This window comes from Xanthomonas euvesicatoria pv. euvesicatoria (genome assembly GCF_020880415.1).
GTDB lineage: Bacteria > Pseudomonadota > Gammaproteobacteria > Xanthomonadales > Xanthomonadaceae > Xanthomonas > Xanthomonas euvesicatoria.
The window spans coordinates 1-13,184 of sequence record NZ_JAJIUJ010000037.1; the positions used below are offsets into that span (position 1 = coordinate 1).

General features: G+C 65.7%; 6 protein-coding genes. All 6 read right to left on the reverse strand.

Annotated features, from left to right (window positions below; all coding sequences use genetic code 11):
• Positions 1 to 105: 105 nt before the first annotated feature.
• Positions 106 to 1,599 (reverse strand): xylulokinase, encoded by a 1,494-nt coding sequence (gene xylB, locus LN450_RS05375; RefSeq protein WP_011347135.1) that lies wholly within the window; start codon positions 1,597 to 1,599, stop codon positions 106 to 108.
• Positions 1,596 to 3,968: a glycoside hydrolase family 95 protein gene (locus tag LN450_RS05380; RefSeq protein ID WP_039417657.1), complete on the reverse strand. Its 2,373-nt coding sequence runs from the start codon at positions 3,966 to 3,968 to the stop codon at positions 1,596 to 1,598. The genes xylB and LN450_RS05380 overlap by 4 nt, the downstream gene beginning before the upstream one ends.
• A gap of 91 nt (positions 3,969 to 4,059) precedes the next feature.
• On the reverse strand, positions 4,060 to 6,963 hold the full coding sequence (locus LN450_RS05385; RefSeq protein ID WP_011347133.1) for a TIM-barrel domain-containing protein: 2,904 nt from the start codon (positions 6,961 to 6,963) through the stop codon (positions 4,060 to 4,062).
• 101 nt (positions 6,964 to 7,064) lie between these two features.
• Positions 7,065 to 8,807 carry a GH35 family beta-galactosidase GalD gene (gene galD, locus LN450_RS05390; protein ID WP_011347132.1) on the reverse strand — a complete coding sequence of 581 codons (1,743 nt, stop codon included), beginning with the start codon at positions 8,805 to 8,807 and terminating at the stop codon, positions 7,065 to 7,067.
• 11 nt (positions 8,808 to 8,818) lie between these two features.
• Positions 8,819 to 10,735 (reverse strand): sialate O-acetylesterase, encoded by a 1,917-nt coding sequence (locus LN450_RS05395; protein WP_011347131.1) that lies wholly within the window; start codon positions 10,733 to 10,735, stop codon positions 8,819 to 8,821.
• A gap of 88 nt (positions 10,736 to 10,823) precedes the next feature.
• On the reverse strand, positions 10,824 to 13,079 hold the full coding sequence (locus LN450_RS05400) for a WD40/YVTN/BNR-like repeat-containing protein (protein WP_011347130.1): 2,256 nt from the start codon (positions 13,077 to 13,079) through the stop codon (positions 10,824 to 10,826).
• Positions 13,080 to 13,184 lie beyond the last annotated feature (105 nt).

The following is a 13,184-nucleotide window of genomic DNA, read 5'->3' on the forward strand; positions in this document are numbered from 1 at the left end:
CCGATCTTGCCGATGCCGGGGAAATATTCTTTCGCGCCGATGTACACGGTGTTGCTCATGGGGTGTGAAGTCCTTGCTGCTGGGGGAGTTGTAGAAAACTATCGATCAACCGGCATAGAGCGGGCTGACGACATGCAGGTGCTTGAGGAAGGTCTGGTAGTGCTGCTGATACTGGGCCACGCGCTGCGGGTTGGGCTGTGCGGCAAGCCCATCGTCCACCTGCAGGTGCTCCAGCACCACGTCGGCCAACGCGGCATCGCCGCCATCGGCGCGCTCGCAGGCCCACAATGCCTGTAGCGCGGCACCGAACGCAGCGCCTTCGGGCTGGGTCGGCACGACGACCTGCAGGTTGAAGATGTCGGCCACCATCTGCCGCCACTGCGCGCTCTTGCTGCCGCCGCCGGTGAGCAGGATGGTATCGAACTGCAACCCCGCAGCAACGAAGGCATCGAAGCCGTTGCGCAGGCTGTAGGTCGCACCTTCCATCGCGGCGCGATAGAAATGCGCGGCGGTGGTGTTGTGCATATCCATTCCGAACAGGCAGCCGCGCGCGGCCGGCAGATCCGGGGTGCGCTCACCGTTGAAGAACGGCAGCAACACCAGACCGTCGGCGCCCGGCGCGGTGTCGGCGATCATCGCTTCGGTCTGGTCGCGGGTGATGGAGAACATGCGCATCACCGCCTCGGTGGCGACGGTGCAGTTCATCGTGCAGATCAACGGCAGCCAGCCGCCACTGGAGGAGCAGAACGCGGCCCAGCGCGCCTCATCGTCCACTACCGGGTGATCGGCATAGGCGAACAAGGTGCCGGAGGTGCCCAGGCTCATGGTCAGACGTCCGGGCACCACGTTGCCGGTGCCGATGGCGGCCATCATGTTGTCGCCGCCGCCGGTGGTGACGCGTACGCCAGCGGGCAGATTCAATGCCTGGGCGGCGGCATCGGACAACGCGTAGACCGCGCCCGTGTCCACCAGCGGTGGCAACGCATCGCGCAGGTCGCGTTGGGCATCCACTGCGCTCAGCATGCGCTCGGACCACTGCCGCGTACGCACGTCCAGCCAGCCGGTACCGGAGGCATCGCCCACTTCGGCAAAGCGCTCGCCGGTGAGCCAGAAGTTGATGTAGTCGTGCGGCAGCATCACCGTAGTCATCGCGGCATACGCCTCGGGGCGATGCTTGCGCGTCCACGGCAATTTGGAGGCGGTATAGCCGGCCATGATGGGGTTGCCTGCTGCGGCCACGCTGCCTGCGGCGCCGCCGACGGCGTCCATGATTTCATCGCATTCCAGCGCAGTGCTGGTATCGCACCACAGCTTGACCGGCGCGGTGACGCTGCCGTCGGTGGCCACCGGCACGAAGCCATGCTGCTGGCCGGAGACGGAAATGCCGCGCACGCGTGCACGCTGTTCGCCATCGAGCTGCGCAAAGCAATGCACGATGCCGTCGATCCACCACTGCGCCTGTTGTTCGCGGGTGCCGTCGTCGCGGCTGATCAGCTCCATGGGCGCGGCGATCGTGGCGACCACGGCGCGATCCTGCGGATCGTAGGCCACCAGCTTGACGCTCTGCGTGCCCACATCCAGTCCTACATACAAGCTCATTGCGTCACCAATCGGTTGTTGTTGAGTCCCACCTGCTGGGTGCGGCCTGCGCCCAGTTCCAGGTCCAGGGTCTGCCCTGCGTAGGACAGTTGATAGCGCCCGCCACGATCGCTGTGCAAGCGTGCCTGCTGCAAGCGACCGCCCTCCCATTCCAGATCCACGCTGGCGCCGCCACGCACGCGCAGACCGCGCACGCTGCCGCGTGGCCAGGCCTTGGGCAAGGCCGGCAGCAGGAACACGCTACCGCCCCAGCTTTGCAGCAGCATCTCGGTGATGCCGGCGGTGCCGCCGAAGTTGCCATCGATCTGGAACGGCGGATGCGCGTCAAACAGGTTCGGATAGGTGCGTTCGGGCGAAATCAGCAGTTGCAGGATGCGGTAGGCATGCTCGCCGTCGGCCAGCCGCGCCCACAGGTTCAGCCGCCAGCCGATACCCCAGCCGGTGGCGTTGTCGCCGCGAATTTCCAGCGAGCGGCGTGCGGCCGCAGCCAGGTCCGGGGTATCGCGCAGATTGATCTGACTGGAAGGATGCAGGGCGTACAGATGCGAGACGTGGCGGTGGTGGATCTCCGGCGCCTGCATGTCCCAGTCCTGCTGCCATTCCTGCAACTGCCCTGCCTTGCCGATGCGGTTGGGCGGCAACTGCTCGCGCAAGGCGGCCAATTGCTGGGCGAACTCCGCATCGATGCCGAGCAACTTGCTCATGGCGATGCATTGCGCGAACAAATCGCGCAGCAGCTGTGCGTCCATGCTGGGCCCGGCGCACACGGCCGCACCGAAGGGATGCTGGTTTTCCGGCGACATCGACGGATTGGTGACCATCGCGCCGGTCTGCGGATCGCGCATCAACGTGGCGACGAAGAATTCGGCGGCGCCCTTGAACAACGGGTAGACCTTGCTCAGGTACGCGCGGTCGCGGCCGTAATCCCAGCGGTCCCACAGTTGCTGCAGCAGCCATACGCCGCCCAGCGGCCACAGGCTCCATTGCGCGCCGTCGATCGGGCCGGCCTGGCGCCACAGATCGGTATTGTTGTGGACCACCCAACCCGGCGCGTCGTAGATCGCCCTGGCGGTGTGCGCGCCGGCCTGGGCCAGATCGAACAGCATGGCTTCCAGCGGTTCAACGCATTCGTGCAATGCGTTGGCCTCGCTGGGCCAGTAGTTCATCTCGGTGTTGATGTTGATGGTGTACTTGCTTTCCCACGGCGGCTGCATCAGGTCGTTCCAGATGCCCTGCAGGTTGGCTGGCTGAGTGCCGGGCCGCGAGCTGCAGATCAGCAGGTAACGTCCGTATTGGTGATACAGCGCAGCCAGTGCCGGATCATTGCCTTCGGCGAACCGCTGCACGCGTTCGTCGGTAGGCAGCTGCGTGGCCGCGCTGCTGCCGAGGTCGATCGCCACGCGCCGGAACAGGCGTTGATGATCGGCCAGGTGCGCGCGCAACAACGCGGGAAAATCCAGCTTGGCAGCCTTGCGCAGGCATGCAGCGGTCGATGCGAGCGGATCGCCATCGACCGCATCGAAACGTTGGTAACTGGTCGCGGCGCTGAGCAGCAACACCACTTCGTCGGCCGCGTCGATGCGTAGACGGTCGCGCACTTGGCTGAGTTTGCCGCCGCGCACCTGCGGCAGCACCCGCAATGCAAACCGCAGCTTGCCCTCGATGCCGGCGAAGCTGCCGTTGCGACCACTGAACAGCAAACCGCCCTGCTCGGCGGTGACCTCGCCGGTTTGCGGGCTATCGATGCCCACACGCACCGAAATACCGCCGGGGCGGTCGCACGACAGCCGCACCACGATGCATTGCGCCTGCGCAGAAACGAACACCTCGCGCCGATGCACCGCGCCGCCGGAGCGGAACGTGGTGGTGGCCACCGCCGTGTCCAGATCGAGCTGACGGCGATAGTCGCTGATGCCGTCGGCGCGATCGAAATCCAGCAGCAGATCGCCCAACGGTTGGTACGGCATCTGCTTGAGCGGGCGCGAGAGCAGCTTGGCATCGGCCAGTTGTTCGGCCTCTGCGTAGCGCCCGGCGAAGATCAGCGCACGCACCTGCGGCAACGCGGCCAGTGCGTCAGGGCTGTTGGAATCGTAGGGCCCGCCTGCATACAGCGTGTCTTCGTTGAGCTGCAGGCGCTCGTGGGCGATACCGCCCCACACCATCGCGCCCAATCGCCCGTTACCGACCGGCAGGGCTTCCACCCATTGATTGGCCGGCTCGCGATACCACAGCTGCAGGGCCTGCGCTGCCGCGACGGGCGGGAGCGCGGTTTTTTTCGAAGCCTGCGCGGCCTGTGCAGCCGCCGGCACGGCGCCAAGGGCCGCAATGGCGGCCCCGGTTGCCTTGCACAGCTCACGACGGCTCAGCACGGCAACCGCCGTGCTGAATGACCGGAACCGCGCGCGCCTGCCTTGCGGCGTTCCGGCATCTGGGTGCTCATCGACTGAAGACAGCCTGCGATCATCGACGACGCGCTTTGCCCGACGCAATCTTGCGCTGCAACACGCTGACCGGCTTGCCGTCGTACTGGATGCTGGCGTCGGTCTTGGGCGCGAGCGCGCCGGCATCCTCGCGCGGGCCGTCGACGAAGCGCACGTTGATGGTGCGTTTGGCCTGCATGCCGGTCCAGCTGCCTTCGCGCTTGCCGATGCTCAACTCGCCCTTGGCCTGGTTCCAGACCAGCGGGATGCGGCTGAACTCGCCCTTCTCGTAACCGTAGCCTTTGCCATCGTCTTCATACAGCGAGAACTGGCCATCGGCGCCGGTGTAGACCACCACGGTGAGCGGTGCATCCGGCACCTGGTCGACGTATTCCTGCACCGGGCCGGTGGGCACGATGGAACCGGCACGCACGAGCAACGGCATGCGCTCGATCGGCGCGGCAGCTTCAATGCTCTGGCCGCCCTCGTAACGCTTGCCGGTTGCGAAATCCAGCCAGCTGCTGCCGGCCGGCAGATACACCTGCCGCGAGGTGGCGCCGAAGCGGGTCACCGGTGCGACCAGGAACGCCGGCCCGAACAGGTACTGGTCGTTGATGTCGCGCACCTTGGGGTCGTTCGGAAAGTCCATCATCATGCCGCGCATGATCACGCCATCGCGCTGGTAGGTGTCGCCGGCCAGGCTGTAGATGTACGGCAGCAACGCATAACGCAAACGGTTGTAGTAGGCCATGCTCTCGTAGAACGGCGTACCTTCCGGTGCGATGTTCCAGATTTCGCGGTACGGGAACTGGCCGTGCGACCGGAAGATCGGCACGAACGCACCGAACTGGAACCAGCGCGTGTTGAGCTCGCGCCATTCCGGCAGGTGGGCCGGATCCTGGTCTTCATAACGCTTCTCCACCGCAAAGCCGCCGATGTCGAAGGTCCAGTTGGGCAGGCCCGACAGGGCCATGTTCACGCCACCGGAGATCTGGTCGCGCATGTCGTCCCAGCGCGACACGATGTCGCCGCTCCACACTGCCACCGCATTGCGCTGGGTGCCGGCATAGCCCTTGCGCGAGAGGATGAACACGCGCTTGTCGTCGGCCGCACGGTCGCCCACGTACACGCCATGCGTGTGCGGCAACGGGTAGGAGTTGAAGTATTCGGTGGACGAGCCCAGCGCGTTGGGCGTGGTGCGGGCCTTGCGCTCGGCGATGTCCAGGTTGGAATGCACGTCCGGCTCGTCGGCGTCCATCCACCAGGCATCGAAGCCCTTGCTGTTGAGCTTTTCGTTGATCTGGCGCCAATAGATCGCCTGCGCCTTTTCCGAATACGGGTCGTAGAACGAGTTCTTGTAGCCCTTGCCGATCCAGTCCAGTTCGCCCACTTCCACGTTGCGCCTGAACATGAAACCGGCGGCGTCCAGTTCCTTGTAGTTGGCGGTGGTGGGATAGAACTTGGGCCAGATCGAAATCATGATCTGCGCATGCATGTCGTGCACGGCCTTGACCATGCCGTCCGGGTCCGGGAAGTGCTGCTTGTCGAAATCGTGCGAGCCCCAGGCGTCTTCCGGCCAGTACGACCAGTCGAGCACGATGTTGTCCAACGACAGTTTGCGCTTGCGGTATTCGGCCACCGCGCCCACCAGCTCGTCCTGGCTCTTGTAGCGCTCACGGCTCTGCCAGAAGCCGTAGGCCCATTTGGGCAGCATCGTCGACTTGCCGGTGAGTTCGCGGTAGCCGGCCACTGCCTGGTCGTACGAATCGGCGGAGACGAAGTAGTAGTCGATCATCTGGCCGGCTTCGGACCACAACGACAGATCCTTCGCTTCGGCGGCCGGCAGCGGGTCGCGATGCAGCAGCGCGATGTAGCTGGGGTCGATCAGGTCCCATTCGATCTTGACGGTGTGGCGCTGGCCCGGCTCGAGATCGAGCTTGAATTCGTGGTTCCACGGGTTCCAGTTCTGGCGCCAGCGATCGATCACCAGCTTGCCGTCCACATACAACTTGGCGTATTCGCTCGAATACAGCGAGAAGGTGTGTTCGCCACCGGTGAGCGCTTCGATCTCGCCCTCCCAGGTCACTTGCATGCGGCTGTTCTTGTCCTTGGTGATCGCCTTCTTCGGGTACTTGGGCAGATCGCTGAGGTATTGGTAGTTCACCTCGCTCTCGCGGCGTTCGAGGATTTGCTTGCCGTTGATCGCATAGCGCGCGGTCAGCGCGCCGGCCTTGCCCTTGGCGTCGTACAACTTCAGCGTCTTCGGCAGCGGCTGCAGGCCGCGCGGGTCGCCCAGGCGGGTGATCGAGTTGTTGTCCCACAGCAGGCCGTAATTGCGGCTGGACACCAGGTACGGCACCGCCATGTCGATGTTGTTCTGCTGCAACTCGACGTTGCGCCCCTTCTGGTTCATCCAGCCCTGCTGATGCTGGCCGAAGCCGTACAGCGCTTCGTCAGCGGGCGACTGGAAGCGCTGGCGCACGCTCAGGTACTGCTTGCCCTCGGCCTTCAACGGCGCAAAGCTGCGGCCGCCGGCCACTTCCGACAGCACCGGCTTGCCGTTGGCATCGGCAAAACTGACATGGCCATCGACGGTGGAGATGCTGGCAGTGACCTTGCCGGTCTTCAGCTGCACGCTGTCGCCCTGCTCGGCCATCTGGAATGCGGTGTCGCCCTGCACCGGCACGCGCATCAGGCTGGGGCTGCGCGCGAAATCGCCGTCCGGGTCTGCGCTGACGCGGATGATGCCGCTGTCGACCACTTGCAGGCGCACCGGCGCGGCGCCCTTGGCGCTCGGCACCACGGTGACGCCATCGGCGGCCTTGCGTACTTCCTGCGCATGCGCGGCGTTTGCCAACAGGGCCAGCGACAAGGCCAGGCACTGGGCCAGTGGCGTACGTCGGTTGGCAGGCACTGCACCGGCGGAACGGATGGTGGTTTGCATGATCACTCCCTTTGAATGACGAAACGGTGCCGCGGGGGCGGCAGCGCATGGGTAAGGCGAGGCGATGCCGTCGCGGCATCGCGGCGTTGTGGCAGGCGCGCTTATTTGTAGGTTGCCAGCTTGATCTTGAGCAGCTGCGGCACGCTGGAAAAGTTGACGCCGTAATCGGTCTGGTCGCCATTCCAGTTGCGCTGGAATTTCCAATCGTTGCCTTCGTACACACCTTCCTCGACACGGTCGTAGATCATGTTGGCGGTGGCATCGCTGGCCGGATGCAGGGTCACGCGCGCGTGGTAACCGGTGACCAGGAATTCGTCCGGGCTCAGCTCGGCGATCAGCGCGGCGCCGATCGGTTCGGGATTACCCGGTGGGTCACCCTTGAACCAGAATTGCGGCACGCCATAGGTGATGGTGGCGCTCCAACGGTCGTTGAGCTTGAGCTCCTGCACGGCCTGGCCGGGTTCTTCGGCAGTGCCATGCAGCTTGCCTTCGGAAGCGGCCTTGGCGAACGGTCGCATGCCCATGCTGACCGCCTGAAACCCGAGCGCGAACGGCGCCAGCGTCTCTTCGTTGACGTGCTTGGCACCGAGCGGATAGTTGGAATAGCGGGTGTAGTCGATGCCGAAGGCCGACCAGCCGATGCCGTCATGGCCCAGCGTGGGGTACAGATAGCGCGCGTATTCCGGGCGGTTGCCGGTTTCGGCCACGAACAACGCGTTGTCCGGGCGTGCGTAACGTTCCAGCACCGTGGTGTACATGCGGTATTCGGGCATGTAGATGTCCGGCGCCAGCAGGTCGATATGCGGGCCGGCCGCCTTCCAGACATCCAGCACGTTGTCGGTGGGGCCACCGCTGGCATACTGGCCGGGCTGGCCTGGATTGAACGGGCCGCGCAGCGCGGCATTGACGTACATCGGCAACGGATACTCGGCCTTGCCCGCTTCGGCTACCTGGTCGATGTAACGGCCGATCGACCACGCGTGGAAGATTTCGTCGGCATCGGCACCGAACACCTGCGCCCAGGTGCCCGGCTGCTTGTGCATGCGCTTGATCAACTCGTCCGGCACTGCGCCGTCGAACAGCTTCTGCGCCATCGGCGAGAAGTCGCGCACGCTGCCGTAGGTACCCGCCTCGTTCTCCGGCTGGATCATGATCACGGTGTGCTGCGGGTCCACCTTCTTCAGGTGCTGCATGAAGGCGACGAACGCCTTGCGGTCGGCATCCAGCGTGGCCTGCGCATGCGGCGACAACGAACCGATCGACTTGCCTTCGCGGGTGACCACGCGCGGGAAGCGCTGGTTATCGGTCTTGACCCAATGCGGCGCGTACTGCGGGCCGTTGTTCTTCCAGGTTGCGAACCACAGCAGCACCAGGCGTACCTTGTGCTCGCGTGCCTGGCCCAGCAGCGTATCGACGAAGGAGAAATCGAACCTGCCTTCTTCCGGCTCCACCTGTTCCCAGGCGATCGGCACCTGCACGGTGTTGGGGCCGAGCACCTGCATGGCCGGCCACACCTTGTCCATGATGCCGGGGTAGTTGCTGGAGTTGTTGACCTGCGCGCCCAGGATCAGGAACGGCGCACCGTCGACCATCAACGCATGCTTGCCGTCCTTGCTGACGAACTGCGGCATGGGCGTCTGTGCAGCCGGCGCCTGCGCGTTGTCCGGCGTTGCCGCAGCGGTGCTTGCAGCAGCGTTGGTTGCAGCAGGTTTGCCGGCATCGCCCTTGTCGCCAGATTGGCAGCCAGCCAGGGCCAGCGTCAGCGCGGACAGCAGCAGCGGGCGCAGGCAACGCCGTGCGCTGGAATGGGACATGGCACGTGCAACGGGGGAATGCATGGACATAAGACTCCGTGTCACCAGGTATCGGTGCGGAAGGGGGAAACAGGAAGGGCGTCGCGATTGATCAGGTTGGCGTCGTCCGGGTTTTCGCTCCAGCCGTAGCGCACCGCGACCGGTGTGGCGACGGCATCGCTGCGCACGATCACGCGGTCGCCCTCGATCTGCGCGCTGGCGGGGTGAAAGCGTTGATCGGCGCCGGCAATACGAAATCCCTGCACGGCACCGCCGCCACGCACCTGCAGCGCACTGCCCTGCAAGTCGAAGCTCAGCACCGCCTTGCCGCCGTCAAAGCGCGCGCGCTTGAATACCGGCGCGCTGTACACCAGCGTTTGGCCGTACGCCACATGGCGTGCAGCAAGCGCAAGGCGATGACCGACATCGCGCTTGTTGGTGGGATGGATGTCGGTGGGGTTGCCGATGTCGATGATCACCGCCTGCCCGGTTGCCGGCAGCGCCAGCGTCTTGGACTGCGACTCGCGCAACAGTGCCCACGGGCTCAGCTCACCCGTGTCGCCACCGGCCTTGAAGTTGGCCAGCTGCACCCACAGGAACGGCAGCGTTTTGTCGCCGCGCTCGGCACGCCATTGTCGGATCATCGCTGCGAACTGCTCGCGGTATTTCACCGCGCCGGTGTCGGTGGCATTGGTTTCGCCCTGGTACCAGATCACGCCCTTGACCGGGAACGGCTGCAGCGGATGGATCATCTGGTTGTACAGCAACGTGGGCAGCTGATTCTTGTTGTCGGTCAACGACACCCGTACCGCGGCCGGGCGGAATTTCCAGCCGCCCAGCGCACGCTTGGCACCGGCACTGGTCTGCACGAAGCGTTGTTCATCCGGGCCATGCATGCCGCCACCGCCGCTGAGGTCTTCCACGCGGACCGCAATGTGGTTGACGCCGGCCTTGAGCGCTGCAGCCGGCACCTGATATACGCGTGGCAGGTTCCATTGCTTTTCGGTGCTGCCGACCTGCTGGCCGTTGACGTAGGTGGTATCCGAATCGTCGATCTGGCCCACGCCCAAGGTGATGCCGGCCTTGGCCTCGGCAGCGCTGAGCGTCATGGTCGTGCGATACCAGGCGATGCCGTCCATGCCGTCGTAGCCGCTGGATTCCCATTGCTTGGTGACCGGGATGCTGTCCCAGTCGCTGTCGTCGAACGCCGCTTCGCGCCATTGCGGCATCTCGCCTTCCACCTTGGGCCAACGCGCGATGCGCTTGCCGGTGGCGGCCTGCGCTGCGGCGTCGCGTTGCTTGATCGCCTCGATCGCGCCCTTGTTCTGATCGGCGCTCAGGCCCAACGACGTAGCGTCCATCCACGCTTCGATCGCGCTGCCGCCCCAGGTACTGTTGACGATGCCGATCGGCACGCCGGTGCTGGCGCGCAGCTCCTTGGCGAAGAAATAGCCAACCGCAGTGAATTCACCGGCGTTGGCAGGCGTTGCGGCCTTCCACTCGCCGCCGGTCAGGCGCGCCTGCGGCTGCACCGACCACGATTTGGGCACCTTGAAATGCCGTAGCTGCGCATCGTTGGCAGCGGCCACCGCTTGCGGGCCGTCGCTGGCCTGGGCCAACGGCCATTCCATGTTCGATTGCCCGCTGGCCAGCCACACATCGCCGACCAGCACTTCGCGCACCTGCAGCTCGCCCCCGTCGCCCTGCACACGCAGCACGTAGGGGCCACCGGCAGCGTGCGCAGGCAGCCTGACCTTCCATTGCCCTGTTGCGTCGGCCTTGGCGGTGGCGCGCTTGCCGTCGAAGCTGACCGTGATCGCGGCGTTGGGCGAAGACCAGCCCCACACCGGCATCGGCTGATCGCGCTGCAGCACGGCGCCATCGGCGAACAGCAGCGGCAGCGTTGGCACCGCCCAGGCAGCCGGACTGACCAGCACCAGGCCCAGCAGGCAGCCACGACGAACGAAAGAAGCGGTCATGCAGTGATCTCCAAAGTCGGCGCAGCCAGGCGGCGCGCAGCGCCGTACACGGTAAGACAGCGCGATGACGCGCGCAGCGACGCGGCGCTCATCGTGGATCGCCATAGAAGATGCCACGGCCACCGGTGGCAAAGTACACGCGGCCGGCAATCCGCGGGTCGCCGGTCACGCTATACGGTTTGCCGAAGCGATGGGCATCGTCGTTGATGCGTCGCCAATGGGCGCCTTCGTCGTCGGAGCGGAAGATGCCATCCACGCCGGCCACGCGCCCGGCCAAATACAGCGCCGCCGGCGCGCCGGCACGCAGCGCCTTGCCGATGCCCAACGAGCGCGCTTCATCGGGTTTGGAAAGCGTGCGCAACTGGCCGTTCTGCCAACGCATCACGCCCAGCGTCGGGCTGGCCAGATACACCACGCCCGCACGCCATGGGTCGGGCCGCAGTTGCGGGCGCGCACGTTCATCGCGCGCTGGGGTGCCGACCCGCTGCCCGGTATCGCGAAAGCTGGCCGCACCATCGCTGCTTTCGTACAGGCGCCCACTCACCCGATCGGCCGCATACCAGCGCCGCGCATCGACGCGGTCGGCCACCACCACCGCGGTATCGGGCAAGCCCTGCACGCGCTGCCAGTGCTTGCCGAAATTGCCAGTGCGCCACACCCCGCCTTGGTCCGGCACCCACACCACTTGCGATGCATCGGCGGCAATGGCAATGGTGCCTGCCCCCTGCCCGCGCGGCGGTTCGCTGGCGAATGCAGCCCAGTGCGTGCCACCGTCCTGCGAATACAGCGCGCGGATCTCGTTGTTGCGGCGATCGCGCACGGTGCCGCTGCGCACCACCCACTGCGGTGCCTGGCCGGCGGCGTCGATGCTTTCGCCATTGGTCAGGCGCGGGCCCAGATACTGCAACTGTGCGGTGTCCAACGCGTCATGCCGGAAGCCGTCGATATCGCCCAGCGCGCTGAGCAGGTGCGCACCGGCCATCGGGCTGAGCAGATCCAGCGGCACGGTTTCTTCCAGCCCACGGTCCTGGAACCACCACTGCAGCGGCGGCTGCGTTGAAAACGTCTGCAGGTTGCGCGACGCCCAGATGCCGTAGCCGGTGACGAACAGGGCGTGGTTGCCGTCGAACGGATCGATCGCCAGCGCGCCTATCCAGTGCGGCGTTGCGTGCGCGGTCCACGGCGCGGCGCTGTGATCGAACTGCGCACCCGCCAACAGCGGAACCCAGCTGCGCCCGCCGTCATCGCTGCGGAACACCTCATCGCGCGGCGCGCGGCGGCGGAAGGTGCTGGTCAGCAGCACCTGCGGATGTTGCGGATCCACTGCCACCGCCCCCCAGCCGAAGCCATCGCCGCTCGCCGGTTGTGGGATCGGGCTGATCTCGCGCCAGCGGCCCTGCGTCGCGTCGTAATTCCACAGCGCGCCACCGGCCATCAGATCCGGGCCAGGGTGATCGCCATAGCTCAGGTACCACTGCCCAGCGTTGTTACCGGCCATGTGGTTGGGGCGCAGCCCCTTGGGTTGCCCGGCCACGGCCGCCCAGGTGCGCCCCGCATCTTCGGAGACGTACAGGCTGGTTTGCGCAGTGGAAACGCCCACATAGATGCGTGGTGTCGGATTGCCAGCACGGCCGCTGGCGGCGTCGAAGACGACGAAGGCGATGCCCACGGCCTGTTCGCTTCCGACATGGTTGCGTGCCGTGGCCCCTGCCACTGCATCGGCTGGAAAGGTCTCCACCCGCGTCCAGTGCGCGCCGCGATCGTCGCTGCGCCACAGGCCTGCATCACGCGAGCCAAGCAACAGCACACGGCCGTCGTGCGGGTCCACCGCCAGCCGCTCGCCATTGGCGCGGCCCAATTGATTGCCACCGAGCTTGAACGGCAAATCGGCGCGTTCGAAATGCTTCCCGCGATCGAACGAACGCAACACGGCCGCATTGCCGGCGCGTTCGTGCATGTAGGTGCCAGCAGCCAGGTACAGCGCGTTCGGGTCGGCAGGATCGACCGCAAAGGCGTCGATTCCCATCAGATTCCAGTCGTCGGCCCCCAACCAATCGGTCAGCGCGACCCACTGCTGCGCCTGCGCGTCCCAGCGATAAGCACCACCGACATCGGTGCGTGCATAGGCAAGATCGCGTTCGGCGGGATGAAACAGCACGCCGGTGACAAAACCGCCTCCCCCGATGGCCACGCTGTGCCACTGATACGGTGCCGGCGTGCCGGGCTCGTCCGCAGATCCCTCGGACGGCATGAAGAGCACCACCAGCGTCAGGCAGACAGCAGTCAGCCACGCATGTGCTGCGGAAAAACGGCGCTTAGTAGGCGGATCGATCACGGCGATCATTCCTCCGGCTCCCCTCGCGATCGATGGCCTGGCCATCGATAGGAAAAACACCGGCCCAACGAGCTGCCTGCACAGCTCGCCGGACCGGCGACGCACTTCCTACGG